The sequence below is a fragment of the uncultured Porphyromonas sp. genome (assembly GCF_938023125.1).
GTDB lineage: Bacteria > Bacteroidota > Bacteroidia > Bacteroidales > Porphyromonadaceae > Porphyromonas.
Map to the genome: position 1 here is coordinate 95,361 of NZ_CALHDW010000002.1, position 25,412 is coordinate 120,772.

Here is a 25,412-nt window from a genome sequence, read left to right on the forward strand (position 1 = left end):
AGGGGTAGGGTTACACTAGGTTATTTGCTCGTAGTATGGCACTTATTTTTTCTTTCTCTCGGGAGATCCCATTGAGGAAAAGTTCTGTGGAGAAAAGCCCTTCTTCCATATCATCTCGGTGCTCAAATATTCCTATATCTCCTGAGAGAGATGACTCTTCGTAGAGGGCTTCTGCTCGGTTGTAGTCGGTAACCATCCCGAAAGAGAAGATCTCGGATAGCTTATATATGGAGGCATTTACCAAGAGGTGTCCACCCTCTAATATTACTATGCCATCGAGGAGAGACTCAAGGTCTCTTAGCTGGTGTGTACTTATTATTACGGCTTGCTCTTCTGATATATGCTTTGCGAGCAATTTCCTAAAAGCCGACTTCGAAGGGGTGTCTAGACTATTAGTCGGCTCATCCATCAGAAGAAGAGGAGTCTGTAATGAGAGGGCAAGGGCTATAGCTACCTTCTTTTTTTGTCCCTGAGATAGCATCGACAACCGTTGCTCCCAATCCAACCGAAACTCCGTCATTGCCTCCTCTGCAATCTCTTGCGAGTAGTTGGGATAGAAGGGGGTGATCAATGAAAAGTAGGTTTTTACCTTAAGGTTGGGCACAATGATCTCTTCGGGGAGGTAGTACACCTGCTCGAGAGTTTTACGCATCCTCTTAGAGGGGTCTTCTCCATTGACCAGAAGATTTCCCGAGAGAGGGAGCAATTGCCCACACAGCAGCTTGAGAAGTGTTGTTTTTCCTTCTCCATTGCATCCAAGGAGCCCTACGATAGATCCCTTGGAGAGATTAAGAGAGAGATCGTCAAGGACGAGGTTCCCCTTTTTGTACTGGAAAGAAAGATGTTCGATTTTGATCATACAGACATTTTACAAACGCGCTTTAGCATAACTGTGGCTCCTTCCGGCATATTGCTTGACTAGCTGTGAGGCCATTTGGCGACACTCTTCATTTATCTCAATGAGAGCTGTTAAGGAAACGTCAGTCTCTTCAATGTTAGGAACATGCCCTAGGACATATGCATTGATCTCGTGTATCGTAGTAAATCCTATTTGCTCGTGGAGGAAGGCCTCTACGGCTATTTCATTGGCAGCGTTGAGAGCGCAAGGGGAGGCTTTCCCCGCTTCCATAGCCTGATAGGCCAAGCTGAGATTGGGGAACCTCTCAAGGTCGGGGTGCTCAAAGGTCAGTTGTAGTTGGGTGAAGTCGAGCCTAGGAAATCTATTGTTCAAGCGTAGTTCTTCTCCCAACGCAAAGCTAATGGGCAAGCGCATATCGGGCTGCCCAAGTTGCGCTTTTACGCTTCCATCCTCAAATTGCACCATCGAGTGAATGATACTCTGGGGGTGTACGAGAACCTCAATTTTTGAGGGTGGGACATCGAAAAACCAACAGGCCTCCATCATCTCAAAGCCCTTATTCATGAGAGAGGCAGAGTCTATTGTCACCTTGGCTCCCATACTCCAATTGGGGTGCTTTAGAGCATCTTTTGGGGTTACGTTGCCTAGTCGCTCGGTAGGAACGTGCAAGAATGGTCCGCCCGATGCGGTAAGAAGTATCTGCTCCAGCGGGTTGCGTTCTCCGAGCAAACACTGGTAGATTGCGGAGTGCTCAGAGTCTACGGGGAGGATATTTACCCCTTTAGCTCGAGCTTTCTCGGTAACAATGGCACCGGCCACCACCATTGTTTCTTTATTGGCTAGGGCAATAGTTTTACCCGCATCAATGGCACAACAGGTGGGAAGGAGGCCGGAGTAGCCCACCAGAGCCATGAGTACGATATCGGTTTCGGGGAAAGAAGCGACCTCGTAGAGGGCCTCTTTGCCTGTGTGTACAGAGATGGGAAGATCTTGAAGAGCCGCACGAACCTGAGGATACAGGCTTTCGTCTGCAATTACTACATGACTAGGAAGAAACTCCCGAGCTTGCCGGATAAGTAGCTCCGCTTGTCTATTCGCGGTAAGTACGGAGACAGCAAAACCTTCGGGGTGCGCCCTAATTACGTCAAGGGCTTGTGTGCCAATAGAGCCTGTGGAGCCGAATATTGCTATCTTTTTCTTCATATTCAAATTAGATCAATCCGTCGGGGATAGTAAGACTTATAAGCTGTTTTTCAACATCAATATAGTGCACTAGCCCGTCCGCTATGGGTATCATGACCTCCTCATTGGAGTCTTTTCTCTCCACAATCAAGAGTATATTGGCTGTATTGTCATCGATATCTATAACCTTCCCTACCGGCACTTCGTTTGCATTCACAAGCGTATAACCGATAAAGTGGTGGGGTTGGAACTCGATATCTTCGCCTATCAAATCGGCGGGTACATACACAGGGCAACCATCGTATCGCTCAGCTTCCTCTCGGTTATCCACCTCCTCAAACTTGACCAGTAGGGAAGACTCGGCTTTCCCTCGCAGATCTTCGACTAAAAAGGGGACGGGGAGACCATCTATCTCTAGATGTAAGAAAAAATCTTTATCCTCAGCAAGAGAAAACATACTCTCCTCATCTATGGAAGGGTAGAGGTTAATCTCTCCGTGGATGCCATGGGCACGCCCCAGCCGCCCTACGAGGATAAGTTCCGGTGTGTCGGTCATTCTCCTATGCGACTGATGTGGGCACCTAGATTATTCAGACGGAGATCAATCCGTTCGTATCCGCGGTCTATTTGGTCTATTCGATCTATTCGGCTTGTCCCTTCGGCGCTCATGGCGGCAATCAAAAGGGCTATACCGGCACGTATATCGGGAGAAACCATCTGAGCAGGGCGAAGAGCTACTCTACCGCCTAGCCCAATAACCGTAGCTCGGTGGGGGTCGCACAAGATGATCTGTGCCCCCATATCGATGAGTTTATCGACAAAGAATAGGCGGCTCTCGAACATCTTCTGGTGGATAAGAACGCTACCACGAGCTTGGGTGGCCACTACCAAAAAGACGCTCAAGAGGTCTGGTGTTAGACCGGGCCAAGGGGCATCGGCAATGGTAAGTATGGAGCCATCCATATAGGTGTCGATCTCGTAGCCGTCGTGTTCGGGTATAAAGAGATCGTCGCCACGCTCTTCTATCGTGATCCCCAAGCGGCGGAATGCCGAGGGAATGATACCGAGGTTGGGGATGTTTACGTCTTTAAGCGTAAGCTCACTATGGGTCATAGCTGCCATACCAATAAAGCTACCTACCTCTATCATATCGGGTAGGAGTCTGTGTGTGGTCCCACGTAGGGAGCTTACTCCCTCTATGTGGAGGAGATTTGAGCCTACACCGGAGATCTTAGCTCCCATGGTGTTGAGCATCTTGCAGAGTTGTTGCAAGTAGGGTTCGCAAGCTGCATTGAAAATCGTAGTCACTCCCGGGGTCAGTACAGCCGTCATAATAACGTTGGCGGTACCCGTTACAGAGGCTTCGTCGAGGAGCATATAGGCTCCCTTTAGGTTGCCTCCATAGATCTCGTAGCAATGCTTTTCTTCGTTGTAGGTGCATCGTGCCCCTAGTGCTGCAATACCCGTAAAATGGGTGTCAAGACGCCTACGACCAATCTTGTCTCCCCCCGGTTTGGGGAATATGGCGAATCCGAATCGGCTAACAAGAGGACCAACAAGTAGGATGGATCCTCTAAGGGCACGACTCTTGGCTTGGAAGTGCTCGCTCCGTACGAAGTCCAAATCAATAGATGCCGCACGGAAAGAATATTCGCCGGGAGCCAACATATGCACCTCTACTCCCATACTATGGATAAGGTTGATCAGATTGTTGACATCCAATATGTCGGGTATGTTGCTAATACGTACTTCTTGGTCGGTGAGTAGGGTGGCTGCAATTACTTGCAGAGCTTCGTTTTTTGCTCCTTGAGGGGTCAAACTACCACTAAGTTTGTACCCACCTTCTATTACAAATGATGCCATATCCTTATTCGTGCTTTGGTCCGAGGAAGCGCTTTACTTGCGCTTTTTGTTTTTCTGTTTTGTCTGTTTGGGTGTAGAGTATGCGGGTAAGTCAAGCTTATAGCGAGCCTCGCTGTACACGAGGTTACCGTTGGAGAGCTCAAAAAGATCCTTGAAGATCTGGTAGTCGTCTACTGTGTTCTTGTTCCACTCCAAGTAATTGATCTTCATCTGTTTGGCAATACTGATGGCAAGAGCATCTCTCTCGGCGCCCTCGGGTAGCTCTATTGCTTTTTGGATTAAGCCCTGTATGATGTGCCCATAGTGACGGTAGATAATATCGTTATCGGGGTAGGGGATTGTCTCAGGCTTGGAATAAAGAGAGGTGGGGGAGACTACTTCGTAGGGATAGTCTATATCCAGCTGGAAGCCAGACATGATGGCAAGATGATCCCAAAGAGCTTTTTCGCCATCTTGAGCCAGACGATGATCCGGAGCGAGTTTCGCCATTATGCGGATGATCGACTCGGCGCACCACTGACGCTCAGCTCGGTCTTCGAGCGTGAGACAGTGATTCACCATATTTTGGATGTTACGCCCATACTCGGGCATTGGTATCTTTTGTTGTTTACTATTATACTTCATTGCATTCTCTTTGGTAGTGAGAAGTGTTCGTTCTAATATAGCTTTGCTCTATTGGGGAAGTACCCCGCAGAATCGGGTTATACCGGTTTGTTTAAGAGCTGATTCATCTTTTGTTTGTAGGCCTCAACCCCAGGCTGGTCGAAGGGATTGATCTGCATCATGTACCCACTAACCCCTGCTGCCATCTCGAAAAAGAGGAGAAGCATCCCCAGGTTATACTCATCGAGGCGAGTCATTTTAATCCTAAAGAGAGGAACTCCGCCCTCGCTATGGGCAATACAAGTGGCCTCTTCGGCTTGGCGGTTAACCCAATGAAGGGATTGGTCTGTGAGGAAGTCTAGCCCATCCCTAAAGTGCTTATCCCCCTGAATGATGACATCATTTGTAGGAGCCTCTTCTACAGATAACATGGTCTCCATGATGGATCGCTCTCCATCTTGGATCCACTGCCCCAAGGAATGGAGATCTGTACTAAAGGAGGCTGTGGTAGAGAAGATGCCTTTTCCGTCCTTGCCTTCACTCTCTGCAAAGAGCTGTTTCCACCACTCTTGAAGCGAATGGAGAGGGGAAGAAAAGGTGGAAAAGATCTCTATTTTCTTTCCCTTTTTGTATTCTTTGATGCGCCAACCTGCATAGGAGAGTAGCGGCATCACTGCCTCCTGGTCTCCCCGCAAGATCGCCGCAGAAAAGTCTCTTGCCCCACTGAGCATCTTGCGAATATCAATACCGCAATAGGCTAGGGGAAGAAGCCCTACAGCACTGAGCACCGAGTAGCGCCCGCCGACAGAGGGAGGAATAGAAAATGACCGATACCCCTCGTGGGTGGCTATTGCTCGAAGAGATCCATGCTCGGGATCTGTTATTACGACAATATTATTTCGAATTAAGTCTTCGTCTCCCTTGGCATTCTCGACCAAGAGGTGCCTTAGTTGATGAAAGGCAATAGAAGGCTCTAATGTGCCCCCACTCTTCGATATATATATGATGCCAAAGCTTTTCCCTTTTAGATAGTCTTGTAGATGGGATAGATAGCAACTATCTAGGTGATGCCCTGCAAAAAGTAAAGAGGGAGTCTCCCTACAAAACGAAGGAGGAGTAAGTGCATCTATCACGGCTTTGGCCCCGAGATAGCTACCACCAATACCGATACATACAACGCACTCTGTACGGGTGCGTAAATCTTGGGCTGCCGTCTCTATCTCCTCCAATAGGGTAGTCTCTGCAAAGGGAAGGTCTAGCCAACCCCTGTATTCGCTACCCAGGCCTCCCCCCTCAAGGAGTCGATCAAGCGCTATTTGCGCCTCTTCTAGAGATCCAGAGGATATGGTTGCAAAACTCGTATCTATGCAGAGGGGAAGCATATTTTGTTACCAACGATTATTTGAAGTGTTTAGAAAGCTCAAGTATCGCCTCTGTAGCATCTCTTTTTTCGTAGAGGATCTCATAGACCATATCGCAGATGGGAATATTTACTTGATAGCGTGCATTCACTTCGCGTACGCACTTGGCTCCGAAGTATCCCTCTGCAATCATTTCCATCTCTGTTTGTGCCGCCTTTACGCTATAACCTCGCCCAATCATATTCCCAAAAGTGCGGTTGCGACTGAACTGAGAGTAGGCTGTTACCAGCAAATCCCCGAGGTATACAGAGTCTGTAATTTCCCTATCAATCAGGTGCACTGCATTGACAAAGTTGTTCATCTCTGCTATGGCATTGGAGATAAGTACGGATTGGAAGTTATCTCCATATTGCAGTCCATTGCAAATGCCTGCAGCTATGGCGTAGATATTTTTGAGCACAGAGGCATATTGCACCCCCACGACGTCGTTTGTCGTAACGCAGTTTACAAAATCATTGCGGAGCACCTCTGCAAAAGCTTCTGCTTGCTTGAGGTTTTTACAAGCGACTGTGAGATACGAACGCCTATGTTTTGCAACTTCTTCTGCATGGCAAGGCCCTCCTACCACAGCTATAAGCTCTTTGGGGACATCAAACTCCTCCATCAAGTAGTCGGAGACAAGCATATTTTCATCGGGTACGATACCCTTGATCGCATTGACGATCAACTTGTCTCGCATACTCGACTTGCGTACCTTTTTGAGGTAACTCTTCGCATAGGGCGAGGGAGTGACAAGTACAATCGTATCACTGGCACGAAAGAAACTATTGATGTCCGACTCCGAGAAGAAGGTAATATTATTGGTATCGAACTCTGCCGCCGGTAGATAATTTGGGTTGTGGCCCAGCTTTAAGAAGCCTTTTACCTGTTCGCTACGGCGTACGTACCAATTGATATGGGGCTGCGATGTTAGTACAATTTTAGCCAAGGCGGTAGCCCAACTACCACTTCCTAAGATCCCAACTCTTCCTATAGGTTTCATCGCCTTTCCTTTTCTTTCTTAATCACCAACTCCTACTCAAGATGAGTATAAGAAGGTTTTATTTCCCTCAATTCTCTTATCAGTATCCACCATCTTTGGGAGCATTATAGGATTGAGAGATTAACCGAACCTCCCCAGCTCCCTTCGATTCTTTCTCTATTCTTTACTCTGTGTCCAGGCTGTTACCTCTTCTAGAGAAGGCATAGTCATGCCGAGTTTGTACTTCTTGTTTATGTCCATCATAGCCTGCATGATACGCCCGGGCTTCTCTTCTGCATGTAGAGATTCAACGGTAAGGTAACCTGCTTTCTGCAAGAGGGGGACAAAATCTTCGTTAACTCCTAGGGCAATGTAGGCAGCCGGTTTGTCTCGTTTTACTACAGTCTCCGGCTTCATTTGGGGGAAGAAGAGCACCTCTTGGATGCTTTCTTGTCCCGTTAAGAGCATCACAAGGCGATCCATACCAATTCCTAATCCTGCCGTAGGAGGCATCCCGTACTCAAGAGCACGGAGGAAGTCTTGATCTATAAACATGGCCTCATCGTCTCCTTTCTCGGATAGAGCCAATTGGTCTTCGAATCGTTTGCGCTGATCGATGGGGTCATTCAATTCGCTATATGCATTGGCAAGCTCTTTACCATTGACCATCAATTCAAAACGCTCTGTAAGGGCGGGATTGGTTCGGTGCTCCTTGGTGAGAGGCGACATCTCCTTGGGATAGTCTGTAATGAAGGTGGGTTGGATGTACTTCCCTTCGCACTTCTCTCCAAAAATCTCGTCAATGAGCTTGCCTTTACCCATACTGGGAGTGGTCTCAATACCGAGTTGCTTGCAAACCCCTCGCAACTGATCTTCGTCCATACCACTGATGTCGATGCCGGTATGTTCCTTGATGGCCTCTAGGATGGGAACCCGCTTGAATGGGGGGCGGAAGCTGATCTCGCGATCTCCCACTTTTACCTCCGTGGTGCCTAGTACCTCCTGAGCAATACGAGACAACATGGTCTCTGTAAAGTCCATGAGCCAGTTGTAATCTTTATAGGCTACATAGATCTCCATGGCGGTAAACTCGGGATTGTGGGTACGATCCATCCCTTCGTTTCGGAAGTCTTTGCTGAATTCGTACACCCCTTCGAAGCCTCCTACGATGAGCCGCTTTAGGTATAGTTCGTTGGCAATACGCAAGTAAAGGGGAATGTCAAGCGCATTGTGATGCGTAATAAAGGGGCGTGCTGCTGCGCCTCCCGGTATCGATTGCAATATGGGGGTCTCCACCTCTAGGTAACCATGCTCGTTGAAGAAATTGCGCATGGAAGTGAAGATCTTGTTGCGCTTTAGGAAGATGTCTCGCACTCCGTCATTGACCAAGAGGTCTACATAACGGCGGCGATAACGCTGCTCGGGATCGGAAAACCCGTCGAAGACCTTGCCGTCTTTCTCCTTTACGATAGGGAGAGGACGTAATGACTTGCTCAGTACCGTAAGGCTTAAAGCGTGTACAGAGACTTCTCCCGTTTGCGTCTTGAAGACGTAGCCCTCTATGCCGATAAAGTCCCCAATATCTAGGCACTTCTTGAATACGACATTGTAGAGATCGGTATTCTCGCCATCGGCTAGACTATCTCGTGTGATATAGATTTGAATGCGTCCGGTGCTATCGGCAAGCTCCACAAAAGATGCTTTGCCCATAATACGGCGTCCCATGATACGTCCGGCAAGGCGTACCCGTTGCTCTCTCAAGAGAGCCTCTCGTTCTTCATTCCCTTCGGGGTATGAATTGATGATCTCTTGTGCATAGGCAGTAACTTTGAATTCTGCCGCAGGGTAGGGGTTAATGCCTAAGGAGCGTAATTCGTTCAGACTATTGCGACGTGCTATCTCTTGGTCGCTAAGTTCGAGCATGCTGAGGTCCATCTCTATATCTCTCGTTTATATCAGTAACTACTTTTTGATTGGCGATGTTGGTGAAAGTGTGCCTTACACTTGCCTTGCTCGATACTTATCCTTCTCAATTTGCTGCTGAGAGAGATGATCGCTCTCAAAGAATGATAATGCGAGCCTTTTTTGCCAACATATGTCACCACAAAGATACGAAATTTATTCGCTTCTAGCTGAGATTTGCTCAGAAGGGAAGCAACAACCTGGTGTTAGCTAGCAGAAAAAGATATTTTCGGAGGTATTAGTGGTAGCGACGAACACTTTGCACCAAGTCGGAGACTTGCTGTTTGAGCTCTTGTAAGAAGTCTGATGCCGTGTATTCGCCACTTTCGATTTGTCGGAGCTTATACTCCCACATGCCCGTTAGTTCTGCGCTTTTTAGCAGGGGGTCTTGTATTGTGTCAATCAATTGAATCCCCGTCTCGGTGGCACGTAGCGAAGACTTTTCTCTTCGGATGTAGTCACGCTTGAAGAGGGTCTCGATAATGGAAGCCCGGGTGGAGGGGCGCCCAATACCATTTTGCTTAAGAGCCTCTCTCAATGTTTCGTCCTCGACTTGCTTCCCTGCTGTTTCCATGGCTCGCAGCAACGTAGCCTCGGTATAGTACTTGGGCGGCTCTGTCGTACGCTCTCGAATAGAAGGCTCGTGGGGACCGGACTCCCCCTCCTTAAAGGCGGGTAAGAGGCTCTCTTTTCCCTCTTGGGGCTCCCCTTGTTCCTCTTTATTTCCTTGGCTTGTTGCCTCCTCTTTGCCCTTTTGAGGATAGAGTACAACACGCCATCCCGGATCTAAAATCTCCTTTCCGGTCGCCTTTAGTTCTGTCCCCTCCACCTCGGCAAGAACCGTCGTTGTAGCCGTTTTGGCATCGGGATAAAATGCGGCAATAAAGCGTAGGGCGATAAGGTCGTAGATCCGATTTTCGTTCAACGTAAGTCCGGAGGGGAAGGGCACTCCTGTAGGAATGATGGCGTGGTGATCGGTTACCTTTTTGTTGTCGAATACCTTTTTGCTCTTCTTGGGAGGCTTCCCCGTTGATAGGATGGGGGTGACAAGCGGCTCGTAGGGGCGTAGTCCCTTGAGGATGGATGGCACTTTGGGGTAAATATCCTCGGATAGGTAGGTGGTGTCTACACGCGGGTAGGTCGTAAGTTTCTTTTCGTAAAGGCTTTGGATGGTCTGTAGAGTAGTCTCTGCCGTCATGCCAAAACGTTTGTTGGCCTCTACTTGTAGGCTGGTAAGGTCGAAGAGTCTTGGAGGGAGTTCTTTCCCCTGCTGCTTGGTTACCTTTTTGATGGTAAGTGGAGCGGAACGGATGCTCTCAATAAGTGTTTCCACCTCCTCTTTGGTGGAGAAACTCTCTGCCGTCTGCCGGAATAGCGTCTCTCTATAGGTCGTCTGCAACTCAAAGGAAGTCGAGGGTACAAAGTGCTCAATTTGTCGTCCTCGCTCCACAATGAGAGCTAGGGTGGGCGTTTGTACTCGCCCAACAGAGAGCACCCTCCCGGGTTGTGGGAAGCGCATGGTGTAGAGGCGCGTTGCATTGATCCCGAGGAGCCAGTCGCCAATAGCTCTTGCGAGGCCTGCCTCGTAGAGACTTTTCATCTCTTCATTCGAGCGAAGTTGGGCAAATCCCTCTCGGATGGCCTCGTCTGTAAGGCTGGATACCCATAGCCTGCGAATGGGACATTTGCAGAGCGCTTTGGTGAGAACCCACTGCTGTATAAGTTCTCCCTCTTGCCCGGCATCCCCACAATTGATCACCTCATCGGCCTTCTCTACAAGCTGGCGGATGACTTCGAACTGGCGCTTATAGTCTTCGTTCTCAATTAGTTTGATGCCAAAGCGCTGAGGAATGAGAGGGAGGTCGCCGAGGCTCCATCGTTTCCAGAGAGGGAGGTAGTCGTTGGGCTCTTTTAGGGTGCAGAGATGCCCCAGAGTCCACGTAACACAGTACCCATTGCCCTCAATGAACCCATTTTGAGAGTGGTTTGCTCCCAATATGCGAGCAATCTCGCGAGCTACAGACGGTTTCTCGGCAATACAAACAATCATAGATAGATGGGCTCCTCTCTCTGGGTGATATTTTTTTCTTTTTAGGGCAGAAACCACTCCGGTTTCTAGCTGGAATTTCTAGAGTTTCTGCCCTAAAAAGAAATTATTTCTCGCCACCAAATTCCATTAAATAGGCCTTGATAAAATCATCAATGTCACCATCCATTACAGCATTTACATTGGAGGTCTGGAAGTTGGTGCGATGGTCTTTTACGCGTCGATCGTCGAATACATAGCTTCGGATCTGCGAACCCCATTCGATTTTCTTCTTACCGGCCTCTACTTCTGCTTGGGCAGCCCGTCTCTTCTCTAACTCTATGTCGTAGAGTTGAGAGCGGAGTAGGCGGAGGGCGTTCTCTCTATTGTCTAGCTGAGATCTACTCTCGGTATTCTCGATAACGATCTCTCGCTCTTCTCCCGTGTCGGGGTCTTTGAATTGGTAATGCAAGCGTACACCAGTCTCTACCTTGTTCACGTTTTGCCCTCCGGCTCCACTTGAGCGGAAAGTGTCCCATGATAGGTTGGCAGGGTTGACTGCAATCTCTATACTATCGTCAACAAGGGGCACAACAAAAACAGAGGCAAATGAAGTCATTCGCTTCCCTTGGGCGTTGTAGGGAGAGACACGCACGAGGCGGTGTACCCCATTTTCGCTTTTGAGGAATCCATAGGCTAGGTCGCCCTCAATCTGCATGGTTACCGTTTTGATACCCGCTTCGTCGCCATCTTGCCAGTTGGTGATGGTTACTTTGTAGTCGTGGTTTTCTGCCCAACGCTGGTATAAGCGTACAAGCATCGAGGCCCAGTCTTGGCTCTCGGTACCTCCAGCTCCCGCATTGACCTTGAGTACTGCCCCTAGGCGATCTTCTTCTCTGCGGAGCATGTTGCGGAGCTCTACATCCTCAATCAGAGAGAGAGCTACTTGATAGGCTTGGTCTACCTCTTCTTCTTCGGCAATCCCCTCCTTGTAGAAATCAAAGCTCAGTTTTACCTCTTCTACGGCAGACTCTACGGATTCGTAGGCTTCTATCCAGCGACGAATCTCCTTGACCTTGCGCATTTGCGCCTCGGCTCTTTTGTTGTCTTCCCAAAAGTCGGGAGCTTGGGTGATAAGTTCTTCTTCCTCTAGTTGGATACGTCTATTATCGACGTCAAAGATACCCCCTCAGCGCTTCCTTGCGCTCCAACAGATTGTTCAGTTGGTCTATTGTAATCATCTTCTATATCATTAAAAACTTCTGCAAAGGTACGGATTCATTTCTCAAGGGGGCCTATTTCTCTTGATATGATGTGCAACTAATAGGCGGAGAATGTCTGTGATGGCAGCAAAAAGAGTAACTTTGTAGCCTGTATGGATAATGTGTTTGATATACGAGAAGAGAGTTGTCGCCCTATTACCGACGAACAGATAGAGGAGGCCCTTCGCCCGATTAGTTTCCGTTCTTTTAGAGGACAGGATACGGTGGTGGAGAATCTCACTGTATTTGTGCAGGCTGCAGCTATGCGTGGCGATAGTCTCGACCACGTCTTATTGCATGGTCCCCCAGGACTGGGGAAGACCACGCTCTCCAATATCATCGCAGCCGAGCTAGGGGGGGGCATTAAAATAACATCCGGTCCGGTACTCGATAAGCCGGGTGATTTGGCGGGGTTGCTTACCTCGTTGGAGCCTCGTGATGTCCTATTTATTGACGAAATCCACCGACTAAGCCCCATTGTGGAGGAGTATCTCTACTCGGCAATGGAGGACTATCGCATTGATATAATGATTGATAAGGGCCCTGGTGCTCGCTCTATTCAGATAGATCTCAACCCCTTTACTCTGGTAGGAGCAACAACGCGTAGTGGCTTGCTTACAGCCCCCTTGCGTGCCCGTTTTGGGATAAACCTCCACCTCGAGTACTACGATACCAAGACGATTGCAGGTATTGTACTCCGGTCGGCTGGCATTTTGGGGGTTGCGTGTAGCGAAGAGGCTGCCGCTGAGATTGCGCGTAGGAGTAGAGGTACGCCCCGTATCGCCAATGCCCTACTGCGCCGGGTGCGTGACTTTGCCCAAGTGAGGGGGAATGGAACGATTGATTCCGAGATTGCCGTTTTTTCATTGGAGGCCCTCAATATTGATAGCTGTGGGTTAGACAATATAGACCACAAACTATTGACGACCATTATAGATAAGTTTGGAGGTGGCCCCGTGGGGGTATCCACCATTGCCACGGCTATGAGCGAAGATGTCGGCACCATAGAGGAGGTTTATGAACCTTTTTTGATCAAAGAGGGTTTTATCAAACGCACTCCCAGAGGACGAGAAGCTACAGCTCATGCCTATGAGCATCTTGGACGTACCATATTACCTCCATACAGCAACTCCCTCTTTGAAGATTAACCCTCCATCGGGAGAAATAGATACAAAATAAGAGTACTAGAATTAGTAATATAGATATACATATGAAGATAGATAAGTTAGATCGTCGCATTCTTGCCATTATCTCGGACAACGCTCGTATTCCGTTTCGTGATGTAGCTGAGCGATGTGGTGTATCTCGTGCTGCTATTCACCAGCACGTACAGCGCATGGTGGAGCGTGGAGTTATCACGGGCTCCGGCTATCGTGTAAACCCTAAGGACCTCGGTTATACCACTTGCACCTATATTGGGGTGCGTCTAGAGCGTGCTGCCATGTATCGTGAGGTATTGCCCCAGATAGAAGCAATACCCGAAGTAGTGGAATGCCATTATACTACGGGTCCGTACTCAATGCTGATCAAACTATATGCTGTAGACAACTCGCACTTGATGCACATATTGAGTAATCGCATTCAGTCTATTGCCGGAGTCTCTTCTACTGAGACCCTGATCTCTCTTGCAGAAGGATTTGTACGTAACATGCCTATCCCAGAAGAGGATACATCGGATTCGTATACTTCCTATAACGCAGAGTAATAGGATATTCCCCGGTAGGGGATATCACCCCAATCCCTATGAAGGTTTTTTCCCTTCACGAGTTAAATAGCAGTATCCGTCGAGCCTTTGAGCAAAACTTTGGAGGCCGATATTGGGTTACTGCGGAGACTAGTGGGATTAAGTCTCCCCTTCAGGGGGGACACTTTTACTTCGAACTCCTTGAGAAAGGAGAGAGAGAAGGGCAGATCTTAGCCCGATCTCGAGCTGTGATGTGGCGCCCCTCCGTAGGGCCTTTGCTCGCCAAGTTCGAAGCGGTAACAGGTCAGACTTTTACAAATGGTCTGCAGGTGCAGCTTCTGGTAGGCATCCGCTTTCATGAGCAATTTGGTCTCTACCTTGAGATTTATGATCTAGATCCCTCATTTACCTTGGGGGATATGGCAAGAAAGCGCAAAGAAACGCTTGACCGCCTAGAACGGGAGGGGCTGATCGATTGCCAGAAGGCTCTATCCTTAGGTCGCCCCTTACGGCATATTGCTGTTATCTCTTCGGCTTCGGCAGCAGGGTGGGGCGATTTCTATAGTCATATACAAGCAGCAAGAGAGCAGTGGCCTTTCCTTCTTCGACTTTATCCGGCCTTGATGCAAGGGGAGGGGACAACTTCGTCTATTCTTTCCGCACTCCAAGAAATCAAACAGAGTGGGATCGCCTATGATTGTGTGGTACTTATACGAGGTGGAGGGGCAGAAATTGATTTGATGGCATTTGATAGCTATGAGCTTTGCGCCGCAATAGCTCGCTATCCCTTGCCGATTATCGTGGGGGTGGGGCATGAGCGCGATACCAGCGTTGCCGATAGAGTGGCTCACCACTCCCTAAAGACCCCCACAGCTGTAGCTGAGTTCCTCCTCAATAGCAGGGAGAGAGAATGGACGCTCCTGAGGAAGCTCTCGGAGCGATTGCAGCGATCCGTTATTCTCATGCAGGACTACCATTTGGTCCTTTTGCAGCGGTTGGTGCATCATCTCCCGATAGCGATAAAAGAATCTACCCAGCGGGAGTTCTTTAAGTTGCAACGACAAGAGGCAACTTTGCAACGCACCTCACTCATGCTTTTGACTCAAGAGAGACAACGAATTGAGCACTGCAGCTACGTGCTCAAAGCCACAGTGCCCAAGTTATTACTCAGCTACCAGGGCGCATTAGAGCAGGAGCAGCAGCACTTGCAGCGACTTCTCCCTCTCATCCTAGAGAAGAAGAACGAATCTCTAGAGCACCTAGCAAGGTTGGTGCAGCTCCTTAGCCCTCGACAGACACTCAAGCGTGGCTATTCGATTGTGCGAAAGGCGAATAAGAGTATTCTCTCTTCTCAGCAACTAACAAAGGGAGATACCCTTGAGATCTTCTTATATGAGGGACGTATAGGTGCTGAGGTCTCGTCTGTAGAACTCCCTCCCCCCGACTCCAATAACCCTGAAAACCCTAACTCTTTGTGATGAAATATATTGCTTCTATTGGTTCTCTATTGGTCTTCTTAGCCCTCACTTTGACGGGTTGCCATGACCAATTTGATCATTTTACATCAGACTCGAGTGCCCGTATTTCGTTCTCTCAAGATACCTTGTGTTTGGATACCTTGTACTCTGAGCAGCCCTCTTCTACACGTACGCTATTGGTGTATAACAAAGGAAACAAGGCTCTCAAAATAGATGAGATAAGGTTGCTTCATGGAGTGGAGCGAGGCTTCAGAATAAACGTGGATGGGCGCTCCGGACAACGTTTTGAGAGAGTGACACTACCTGCAGGAGATAGTATTCATGTGTTTGTAGAAGCTACTCTGCCAAGGATGATGGACGATTTGCCCCAATTGATTACGGACTCAATTCTATTTCGCTTCAATGGGAAACAACAAGCACTACGAATAGAAAGTTGGTGTCATAATCTTGATCAATACGATCTGCTTCACATCCAAAGAGACTCCGTGATTACAGCTCAAAGACCCCTTTATGTCCGTGATAGCTTAGTCGTAGATGAGGGGGTAACCCTTACCTTGGATGCAGGTGTACATCTATTGTTAGGCGATAACGCCCACATCAGCGTCTATGGCACTTTATGCTCCAATGGTACTCCAGCGGAGAGAGTACTCATAGAGGGCTTGCGACGTGACTATTTAATCCCCTCCGTTAACTATCGTCTCGTGCCCGGGCAGTGGAACTATGTACGTTTAGCTCGTGGTACAAAGGGGAATAAACTCCTCTATACAACCATCCGAAATGGTAGAGATGGGCTTATTTGTGATGGCTCTCTGCCCGCAACCGGAGACGAAACTCTGTATGCCGAGGGGCTGATTATTACAAATATGAAAGGGCGAGCCCTTACTCTTGATAGAGCACGTGCACGGTTGTACAATTGTGAGCTTTCAAATACACTATCTACAACGCTTTTGGTTACAGGAGGCGTAACGGAACTATTGCATTGCAGTTTGGTGAATTACTACGCCTGGGATAAAAGAGAGGGGAGTACCCTGGTATATAATTTGCCAGAGGGGAGTGGAGCAGAGCAGACCTCACTCAAAGCGACCAATACCCTAGTGGATGGCACGCGCAGCGTTATCCGTATTGCCGGAAGGGATCTTATGGGAGGAGAGATCGAACTTGCCGAGAAGGTAAGAGAGCGAACCACATTTGATCATTGCTATTTGCGTACTGCCCTTCCTCAAAGTAATGGTGTCGCCTACTTCGATTGTATCGAAGCCAAGCAACCTGCAGACGATGTGTATGTGAATGCAGGGCGAGACCGGAAAAAGGATAAGATGGATTTTGTTTACTTCTTCCAGCCTTGGGCAGATGCTCCATGGGTGCAGAAGGGGATGCCTACCACCCTGTCTATCGATATACAAGGGCGTACAAGAGCTACTCAGCCTACTATAGGTGCCTATGAACCCTCTACGGAGAAGCGGAAGTAGATAAGGGAAAAAGGACTTCTTACGGAAATGAAAAGGTCTCGATTTAGAAGGTTGCGACAACCTTTTAAACCGAGACCTCTTTTTTAGAGCTCTTCTCTCTTGAGAGAAGGAACTCCAAGGATGGGAACGTTGTACTCAAGTCCTATGAGACGCAAACGTTCCCTAAATAAGGATCAATCATGATCGTGGTGGTAGTGGTAGAGGATGTTTGCAAGTACTCTATACTTACCTTCATGGGTTCCTTTATTAATCTTTTGAGTATATATGATAATAGAGATCTGTTCGTCTTCTTTGTGTTCCTTTCCGAACATCTTGCTGTTGATAGCTCCATAGGTATATCCGATACTCCCCGTAGAACCTCCGAAAGTGCCATTTTCGGTAAAGCCGTATGCTTTAGCAAATTCTTCGATCTTCTTCTTTCCCTCTTCTGTGGTAAAGGGATTTTGCTCTTCTCTAATACCAGTATACAACTCGATGTGGATGAAGTCCTGGTTGTCTTGAGGATAGTCGTAGCGAATAACCTCAATATATCGGTTGTCAATGAGCTTCCCTTCATCAGTGACGGGGGCAAAATAGTACCCATCTTTGTCGGAATCCTTTTTCAAGAGATCATTGCTGAATCTCCATCCAAAGGGTTGGTTGGCAGCGTTGATTTCTTTGAAGAGTACTTTCATAAGAGCTCGTTCGGGAATATAGAAAGGAGGAGCTAGCTTATTGTCTTTGTCGCCAATCATGCGAGCAGAATAGTCTGTATCAGGTGTGTAAACGAGTACAGGCACTCTTCTTGTTTGGTTTCCTGCCTTTACAGCAATGGTAGCAGAGCCTAAGGCAATAGCTTTGACTTCTCCCTTTTCGTTCACAGTTGCGATCTTTTCGTCGCTAGAGCTAAAGGAAACAGCCGTGCTCTCTGGGGTGACAATGGCTTTGATCGTTGCTTCTTCTCCCACTTTTAGTTTTAGAGAGGTTGGAGAAACCGTTAGTTTTACGTTAACTTCTGGGGTCTTGGGACCGCATGCTGATACCATCAAAGAGAAGATGGCAAGCGCCATAATGGCAAATTTGTTTCTATTCATATGTTTTTTGTTTGGATTGCCCTTGGAGGAGAAAAGGTAGTACAGCAGAGGTGCTGTACTGGCCTTTTCTCTACCGAGGATTGTTTATTTCTTTAGTACAGTGATGCGTTGAGAGATACGTTGGTTTGCAGTTTCTAGTACTACAATAAATACGCCTTCGCTTAGCTGAGAGAGATCTATACTCTCTTGAGGATTGCTGATCTGAACGAGGCGAGCTCCGTCCATGCTGTACACACTTAGCTGGGCAACCTCTTGTGCATTCTTTAGATAAAGTGTAGAGTTAGCTCCAAGCTGTGTGGGGAATACTTCCGGAGTATTTGCATTGATTTCTTCCGTTGCAAGCTCTGCTTCGTAAGAAACCTTCACTTCGTACTTATCGCTAGCCGTACCGGTTGCATCTTGGTAGCTTGTGCCTTTTACACCCTTGGCTACTTCTACACCATTCTTCAATACCTTATATTCCTTTACAACAGGGAAGGGTACGGGAGATGCTGCTTTGGCGAAGCATTCGAAATTTTCTTTCTTTTCTGCTTCGGGAGAAGAAGAGAAAACGACACGGATTGCGTGGTAGGCTTCGGGAGGTGTAGAGCCCTTGTAATAATCTTCGGGAACGGGCTGTTGCATCTCATTAACGAGGAGGAAGGCGTCTAGGTAGCGGCGAATTTCGTTTTCGCTATCCTTTACGTAAGCAACCCCAAGGGGAGCCTCATTGTTGGGAGATCCAACACCAACAAATAGATCTTGCATGGGGTCGAATTGGAAGGGCTTATCAAGAGTTACCGTTAGCCATTCGCCTTCTTTCCATGTGTCGGGTACATCGAATACTTGCTCGTATAGCTTACCAACATTGGAGTCTTTTATCCTGTTATATACAACGCCATTGCGAATGCAGATGCTATATTTCCCCTTTGCTTTTGTATCGGGGATGAGGCGTACGGCATAGATGCAAGGAGCTTTTTCTCCCACAAATTTGTCGCTAGGCATGCGCTGTACCAATCTGTATCTATCAGGAGTTCCCCAGCGGCCCTTCATTTCGCACTTCGTACGTGTGTATGTGCCGAACTGCATGTTTTTGGGATAACCAAAGAGGGAGAGCTCTTGCAAATAAGCGGGAGCTGTCCAAGTCAAGCTAACGCCATTAGAACCATTGTTGGCTACCTTCACAGGTACAGTGTCGATGAGTTTTCCGAGGTACAAACCGCGTTCGGCGATATCCGAGTCCCCATAGGTGTAATCCTTACCGTTATTAAACCCATCATCGGGGATGGTAAGGCCGTTGTAGTTATAGCGTACTTGTACACCATATACAACACCTCCTTCTCGGTCTGTCCCGTTGAGGGCTTCGGCAGGAGTCTCTGTAAAAGAGAGTTCGTCTGTTTCGGCGATTTCTTTTACCAATACTCCATTGCGATATACACGATACTGCAACTTCCACTCTGCGGGGATGTTCGTTTTATCGATGGCTCTCCAAGATACTGTTATCTTATTGTTGTCTGTAAGCTTAATAGATAGTCCTGTAACGCTTTCGAGGGGCTTTAGGTTTTCCCTCCAAGTCCCTTCGAGTTTTTCTGCCTCACCGTGTGTTTTGGGGTCGAGGTAGATGTCCATTGAGGATAGAGGATTGCTGGGATCCTTATAGTTATCCCAGTGGCGGCTGAGACGTCCATAATAGTTGGGGTAGTCACCACACTTAGAGCGCCCTCCCGTGAGGGTCCCTATGACTAAGTGATTCTCATCAAAAATTGAAGAACCCGATGAACCTCCTTCTGTATCCCCTTCGGTGAAGGTTACTAGGAAGTGGTCTCCCTTTCCGCCCTCAGATCCGAAAACATCCCATGTACTAATCTCCAAGGGTTTGTCAGAAATAGAGATCTTTTTAGCATCTCCAGAAGGATGGTGGATTCCTACGATTCTACCTTTGGGGCGTGAGGTGATACGATCCCAACCGTTGTAGTAAACTCTATAGTTCTTGGGAACCTTACTATTGGCAAGTAGGAGCATACCATCGCTCTTGGGTACTGCCTTTCCTTCAATAATAGGAAGGTAGGTCTTTACGGTACAGCCGATAACAGACTTGCCTCGGCTCAACGCTTCTGCACCATTGCTGCAAGTTGGCTTTTCATAATTGAATCTGAAAACCCATTTGTCGAGATCTGCTTGCGAGGTTAGAGGTTTGTCATTATCTCCGGTGATACAGTGTGCTGCCGTAAGGATGTAGGGAGCGAAGTCGAGGTTGGTGTTGTTTAGGAGGTTACCTGAGCAGCAACCCAAAGATACTTTACCATCTTCGGTTTCGTACATAACGATTTGTACTACACCGGTTTTTTCGGTTTGCCATTCGGCCCCTTGCTTACAATTAACGCCGATCTGGCAAAGAGGGTCGCTATTGTCTTCTCCGGGGTCGAAGAACTTCTTTGTGAGAGAGCCTAGACCTACATGAGAGTAGACAATGTGACCTATACCATCGATCAATAGAGAAGGCATTTCATTTCTTCTGCCCGGTACGTACTCAAGGATTAGTTCATTACCCTTGAGAGGCTCTGTTGAGAAGACACCGTGTTTGGGGTGTGTTTCGTTGGTGTAAGCTCCAAGAAGGGCACTTCTATTTGCGTTGTATATAAAAAGTTTCCCTCCGTCGTTGGGGATGAAGAAGTCTTTGTAGGTAATAGAGAGTGCTTTAGCTCCCGGAGAAGAGATAGCTAGGCGATACACCTCTTTACCATATTCTAGTGTGGTTCGTTTAGCCTCTTTGGCGAAGTCGATAGAGGTTTCTACTACCTGGCCTACGCGTAGAGGTTTAAAGTGAATGGCATTCTTGTTCCATTCGTTCAAGGTTTTTAGGTCTTGTGCGTTAAAGTCGGGGGTTACTCGCACAATGTTGATGGCCTCAGCACCACGGAGCTCAGACTTAGCAGCTGTAAAGCTTGGTGGCAGTCCTCCAAAAGACTCTTGAGCTTGTGCTTCATAAGCTTGCACTCCGAAGAAAGGAGCAGCTACTGCAAGCAGTAAGGCCTTTTTGCAATTGATTTTCATTATGATTTGTTATAATCTATATGTCTTAATCCTTTACAGAAGAGAGAGGGAGAAGCTGTGTCATCTTTTGTATGACAAGGTAGCTTCTCCCTCATAAAGACTAATTAAAACTATGCTTAGTGACGAACAATGAGACGCTTAGAAACATTGCCTACCAATACAACATAGATACCTTCTGCAAGTCCGTCTACATTGAGAGCTGCTCTACCAGAGGGGTCTGCAACAGAAGAGAGAACACGTACTCCGTCTAATGTGTATAGATCGATAGTAGCTTCCTTAGAAGCACCTTCAACAAAGACTTCTGCTCTTGCAGGGTTGGGGTAGAGTACAACATTTACATCGTCTCTAACTACTTGCTTGGTGAAAGTACTGTTCCAAGTCTCTCCTTCATAGGGATCCTTAGTGTCGAGGAGCCATTCGAATTTAGCAACAACTTCAGTGTCTTTGTCGAGGACAAATTCTTTGGTACCCTTAATATTTATACCATTTGCCTTCAAAGATTGGAGTTCTCTTTCGCCATCTGTTTCATTGGGGTCAATGGTAGCAATAACTTCAACCTTCAAGCCCTTAGGAAGTCTTTCGAGATCCTGATTGAGTCTTTCACCTCTGAGCTTGAGGATACCATGACCTTCACGCTTTAGTGTTACCTTGCAGATATCGTTGGTGAATGAAGCAACTACTTCACCATCTTTAGACACCCAGAAGGTTGAGTTTGTAAAGAGATTTTCGGCAGCCGCACCTTCTTCAGAAGGCTTAAATGCGAGAGTCTTTAGACCATAACCAGCATCAGGAGTAATTGTTACATCTACTCTTGTGTCTGTGTAGGCCTGTATAGAAGTAGCCTCTTGGTTGTTGAGTTTGATAGAACCGCCATTGCCTTCTGTGCGGCACTTGATCGTGCGAAGCATAGCTCCCGGGTAGTTAGCCCAAGTACGGTGGTCGAGGATATTCCAATTCTTGTCCTTAGCAGTCTTTACATCGTCTGCGGTACAGAGGTTCATTTCTTTGGGATCTCGAGTCTGTACTGCATAAAGAGAGCCTGCACTGAACGAATCTTTCTTATCCACTAGAGAAGCAACAAGCTTCTTCATATTCTCTCCTTGAATGTTGTTTTTGTAGACATTGACTTCGGAGAGTTGATCCAAGCCTGTAAGATCCAAAGCAGTGAGCTTATTATTGCCCAACTCGATGCTTTCTAGAGATTTACAAGCAGAGAGATCGATAGAGGTAAGTTGGTTGTCGTTGAGGAAGAGGTATTGGTGAGAAGCAAGAAGTTTGATAGAAGAGAGTTTGTTCTCGCTAGCATAAACATTTTCAAGGTCGCCATCGCAAGCCGTGAGGTCTAGTGAGGTGAGCTCATTCTTCTGAATACCAAGAGTAGACAATGCAGGACATCCGGTAACCTTGAAAGAGGTTAGCTTGTTGTTTTCGATTGTGAACTTATTAAGATTATCAAGACCCTTCAATTCGAATTCTCCTGTAAACTTATTGCTTCCTAGACCCACTTCGCTAAGAGACCCGGCACACTTGGAGAAATCTACAGCGGTAAGTCTGTTGTTTTCCAGGTTTACTTCGCTGAGTTCTGGGAGGTTTTCCAACTTTATTGTAGAGATTCTATTCCCATAGAGGTTTAGCTCTCTAAGTGCAGGAAGGTCAACTGCGGTAAAGCTTGTAAGTCTTGAGTCTTGAGGCTTGTTCTTGATCGAAACTACTTCAAGCTTGGGGCAGTTAGAGAAGGTTACTGCATCGATAGGGTTATACGAAAGTACAACACTCTCTAGAGATGTCAGGTCCTTGAGATCAATCTTTGAGATACCATTGTTGTTAAGGTCGAGCTCTTTGAGATTCTTCAAACCTGTAAGATCAAGATCTCTAAGCGAACTTAGAGTTAGAGAGAGTCTGCGAAGATTTGTAGCAGCAGCAAGATTGATCTTGACCAACTTACTCCCATTACATTGGATCTGCTTCAAGCTTGTACACCCTGTAAGATTAATTTCTCGTATTTCAGTAGCAGAGGCGCCTAGGTATTCGAGAGACTTCATCCCGGTAAGGTCGAGTACCCCCATCTTATTGGTTTCTACAATAAGCTCTTGTAGATTAACGGGGTTTTCGAACGTAATAGAGTCAATAGCAGAGAGGTTACAGTCGAACTTTACGACGGGACCGGTAATGGTGATCCAGTTCTTTGATACCTTCCAAGCTTCGCCTCCATCGGGTAGCTTTACGAGTTCACACCCATCAATTTGTACACCGCTTTCTCCAACTTTAGGAGTCATGACGAGGTTGATCTTCTCGTCACTGTTCGGCTTAACTTGGGTTCTGAACTTGATAACTTGCTGTTTCTGCTCTTGCGCATTAGCATGGTTAGGCAAAAGCGCCCCCACGAATGCTAGCAACGAAATTAGCGTAACAATTCTAAGTTTCATAGCTTTTGTTAATTATGAGAATGATGTTCTATAACCAATACTTAGGGGATGTAGACCTTCTGAGTCTTTCCGTTGGAAGAAACCAAATAGATACCCGTAGACAACTCTACACTGAAGGCTGTTTCGTTGGTGCTATGTACCAAATAGCCGTTGATAGAGTAGAGGTTTACTTGGTTGGCTTCGGGGTTTTCGATGCGAAGAACACCGGCTGAAGGCATCAAAACAAGGCTTTCGCTTGCGACTTCTTCTACGCTCTGGCCTTCAAGTTTTATGATCTGACGGAACTTCTTCCATGCAGAGGCCTTCTTGTATTCAGAGAGGCTTGCCTCGGGAACTTGCAATTGTGCGCCCTTAACGAGATCTTCATCGAGTTCTATAGACTTACCTTCAATGTCTTGTACTTTAGGGGGTACCTCTGCATAGATACGGATGATACCTTTACCCTTTGTCGCAAGAGCGGGGCATGTTGCGAATACGAAATCCCCAAGGGTCTTGCACCCCTTGCCGATCTCTACATAATTGAGTCTTTGGCAATCTTGGAATGCACCTGCAGCAATCGTTTCAACTGCATCGGGTACTTTTATAGAATAGAGGTTGCTACCACTAAAGGCAAATGCGCCAATAGATTTTAGGCTGCTGGGGAGTATAACTTCACGAGGACCTCTACCTCTATAATCTTCTTCCATATGGCTGTTCTCGAAGAGTACGAGCATAGCCTTATCTCCGATGTGTTCGATACCTTCGGGGATTGTAATCGGCTCTCTCTTTTCTGTGTAGAGGATAGAAACAGCTGTGTGAGTCTGCTTGTTGGCAAGAAGTCTGCCATTCATAAGCACTTCGAAGGTGGGGTTGCCTGCAGCTACTTCAAACTTTTCGCAGCTTTCGAGAAGGCAGAATGCAGAACCATCTGCAATCTTCTCTACAGAAGCAGGGATCTTTACAGACTTCAAGCTTCTACAGAGATAAAATGCTGTTGATTCGATCTCTTTGAGCCCTTCGTTCATGGTAATATCTGTGATGTACTCACAATACTCAAATGCTCCTTCAGCAATTTTCTTCACTGTAGAGGGGAGAATAACTTCCTTTACATTGTTTCTGTACGAAGGATATTTGATAACAGTGGACTCGTCCTTGGTATACAGAGCTCCATCTCTATTTGAGAAGGCAGTGTTCCCTTCGGCTATCGTTATCTCTTTGACATCCCAGCAGCCGGAGAAGGCGCCTGTCCCGACTTGGGTAAGCCCCTTACCAAGTTTGATAGTGCTGAGTTTGATAGCTTCTTTGAAGCACTTGTCACCAATTTCTTCCGTTGCATCAGGAATTTCTATCGACTTAATAGAAGACCCCCAGAATGCGCTCTGTCCAATATATTTAATGGTCTTAGGAAGTTTGACGCTTGTCAAATTGAACATATTCGCAAAAGCGACACGTCCGATAGCCACTACTGTATAGGTGTTACCGCCATAAGAAATAGTCTCGGGTACCACCATGTCGTATTGGTACACGTTGTCTATACCACTATATGGAGCTACACCTACAGTCTTGTCAGCTTCGCTGATAACGTAGTAGAACAACTTGTCTACCTGGAACTTCTTTGAGTAGTCAGGCTTTTTCCAAGAATCGTCAAATGTTGTGCTCCGGGTGGTACTATAAGTAACCTTGTCTCCGGTGCTAACTCCTATTTGAGAAGCCGCTGGTGCCACGGTGTTCCCAAACGAATTTGTCGCTACTGCCGACATTAGAGAAGCAATAGCAACAGAAATGAGAGTAGATCTTTTCATTTTTCTGTTTTAATGTTTAATTATTGCGGTTTTATATCATATAGCATTTGCGAGACGTTTCTCGGCTACTATTTCTATGATCTCTCACGTGCGAAGGTAAGCACTTTTTCTAGAATAGCAAACTTTTCACCCCTTTTCGAGGCTATTTTTTGGGAGAATTAGGCGAGAAAAAGCAGGCTTGTTTTATTCCGTGCTATTCTTCGAGAGTATGGTACGGTTACGTGTTTCTATGGGCTGGGTTTCCTCTCTCGAAAGTTAGATATACTCTCAGTTACAGCCTTTTTGAGAGCTACTTTTAGTGTTTATATATCCTAAAATATATTGCTATT

General features: G+C 47.1%; 18 protein-coding genes. 4 read left to right on the forward strand and 14 right to left on the reverse strand.

From position 1 onward, the window contains the following. Positions 1–10: 10 nt before the first annotated feature. The 10 genes from Q0090_RS00495 to prfB all read right to left on the reverse strand — a co-directional run bounded on the left by Q0090_RS00495 (position 11) and on the right by prfB (position 12,118). Positions 11–859, reverse strand: coding sequence for an ABC transporter ATP-binding protein (locus Q0090_RS00495; protein WP_297946342.1), 849 nt, complete (start codon positions 857–859; stop codon positions 11–13). Between the two features lie 9 nt (positions 860–868). Further along, the gene (locus Q0090_RS00500) at positions 869–2,062 is read right to left on the reverse strand and encodes a 1-deoxy-D-xylulose-5-phosphate reductoisomerase (RefSeq protein WP_297946344.1); all 1,194 of its coding nucleotides are present in this window, start codon (positions 2,060–2,062) and stop codon (positions 869–871) included. Between the two features lie 7 nt (positions 2,063–2,069). After that, positions 2,070–2,597, reverse strand: coding sequence for a ribosome maturation factor RimM (rimM, locus tag Q0090_RS00505; protein ID WP_297946347.1), 528 nt, complete (start codon positions 2,595–2,597; stop codon positions 2,070–2,072). Continuing rightward, positions 2,594–3,904: a UDP-N-acetylglucosamine 1-carboxyvinyltransferase gene (gene murA, locus Q0090_RS00510; RefSeq protein WP_297946349.1), complete on the reverse strand. Its 1,311-nt coding sequence runs from the start codon at positions 3,902–3,904 to the stop codon at positions 2,594–2,596. Before murA ends, rimM begins: the two co-directional genes overlap by 4 nt. A gap of 33 nt (positions 3,905–3,937) precedes the next feature. Then, entirely contained in the window at positions 3,938–4,528 is a 591-nt protein-coding gene (locus Q0090_RS00515; RefSeq protein ID WP_297946351.1) for a DUF4290 domain-containing protein, read from the reverse strand. Between the two features lie 77 nt (positions 4,529–4,605). Next, entirely contained in the window at positions 4,606–5,889 is a 1,284-nt protein-coding gene (locus Q0090_RS00520) for a glucose-6-phosphate isomerase (protein WP_297946355.1), read from the reverse strand. A gap of 16 nt (positions 5,890–5,905) precedes the next feature. Beyond that, positions 5,906–6,910, reverse strand: a complete 1,005-nt coding sequence (locus Q0090_RS00525) for an NAD(P)H-dependent glycerol-3-phosphate dehydrogenase (protein WP_297946358.1) — start codon at positions 6,908–6,910, stop codon at positions 5,906–5,908. Between the two features lie 156 nt (positions 6,911–7,066). After that, positions 7,067–8,824: a lysine--tRNA ligase gene (gene lysS, locus Q0090_RS00530; protein ID WP_297946361.1), complete on the reverse strand. Its 1,758-nt coding sequence runs from the start codon at positions 8,822–8,824 to the stop codon at positions 7,067–7,069. A gap of 265 nt (positions 8,825–9,089) precedes the next feature. Then, positions 9,090–10,901, reverse strand: coding sequence for a DNA topoisomerase 3 (locus Q0090_RS00535; protein ID WP_297946364.1), 1,812 nt, complete (start codon positions 10,899–10,901; stop codon positions 9,090–9,092). Positions 10,902–11,004: 103 nt separating this feature from the next. Beyond that, a protein-coding gene (gene prfB / locus Q0090_RS00540) for a peptide chain release factor 2 (RefSeq protein WP_297946367.1) occupies positions 11,005–12,118 on the reverse strand; the annotation gives its coding sequence in 2 pieces (ribosomal slippage) (positions 11,005–12,054 and positions 12,056–12,118; 1,113 coding nt in all). Between the two features lie 134 nt (positions 12,119–12,252). On the opposite strand from prfB, the gene ruvB reads away from it, so the two are divergent. The 4 genes from ruvB to Q0090_RS00560 all read left to right on the forward strand — a co-directional run bounded on the left by ruvB (position 12,253) and on the right by Q0090_RS00560 (position 16,770). Next, complete coding sequence (gene ruvB, locus Q0090_RS00545) at positions 12,253–13,287, forward strand: Holliday junction branch migration DNA helicase RuvB (RefSeq protein ID WP_297946370.1); 1,035 nt, start codon at positions 12,253–12,255, stop codon at positions 13,285–13,287. 62 nt (positions 13,288–13,349) lie between these two features. Further along, a complete protein-coding gene (locus Q0090_RS00550; protein ID WP_297946373.1) occupies positions 13,350–13,844 on the forward strand; it encodes an Lrp/AsnC ligand binding domain-containing protein in 495 nt (164 codons plus the stop codon). Between the two features lie 38 nt (positions 13,845–13,882). Further along, positions 13,883–15,301, forward strand: coding sequence for an exodeoxyribonuclease VII large subunit (gene xseA / locus Q0090_RS00555; protein WP_297946376.1), 1,419 nt, complete (start codon positions 13,883–13,885; stop codon positions 15,299–15,301). Continuing rightward, positions 15,301–16,770, forward strand: a complete 1,470-nt coding sequence (locus Q0090_RS00560) for a hypothetical protein (RefSeq protein WP_297946378.1) — start codon at positions 15,301–15,303, stop codon at positions 16,768–16,770. The genes xseA and Q0090_RS00560 overlap by 1 nt, the downstream gene beginning before the upstream one ends. A gap of 173 nt (positions 16,771–16,943) precedes the next feature. Here Q0090_RS00560 and Q0090_RS00565 read toward each other — a convergent pair whose 3' ends face one another. The 4 genes from Q0090_RS00565 to Q0090_RS00580 form a co-directional block, all read right to left on the reverse strand. After that, entirely contained in the window at positions 16,944–17,843 is a 900-nt protein-coding gene (locus tag Q0090_RS00565) for an Ig-like domain-containing protein (RefSeq protein WP_297946379.1), read from the reverse strand. 84 nt (positions 17,844–17,927) lie between these two features. Beyond that, positions 17,928–20,876, reverse strand: a complete 2,949-nt coding sequence (locus tag Q0090_RS00570) for a T9SS type A sorting domain-containing protein (protein ID WP_297946382.1) — start codon at positions 20,874–20,876, stop codon at positions 17,928–17,930. 116 nt (positions 20,877–20,992) lie between these two features. Continuing rightward, the gene (locus tag Q0090_RS00575; RefSeq protein WP_297946385.1) at positions 20,993–23,302 is read right to left on the reverse strand and encodes a leucine-rich repeat domain-containing protein; all 2,310 of its coding nucleotides are present in this window, start codon (positions 23,300–23,302) and stop codon (positions 20,993–20,995) included. A 41-nt stretch (positions 23,303–23,343) separates the two neighbouring features. Continuing rightward, positions 23,344–25,083, reverse strand: a complete 1,740-nt coding sequence (locus tag Q0090_RS00580; protein ID WP_297946388.1) for a leucine-rich repeat domain-containing protein — start codon at positions 25,081–25,083, stop codon at positions 23,344–23,346. Positions 25,084–25,412: the final 329 nt, after the last annotated feature.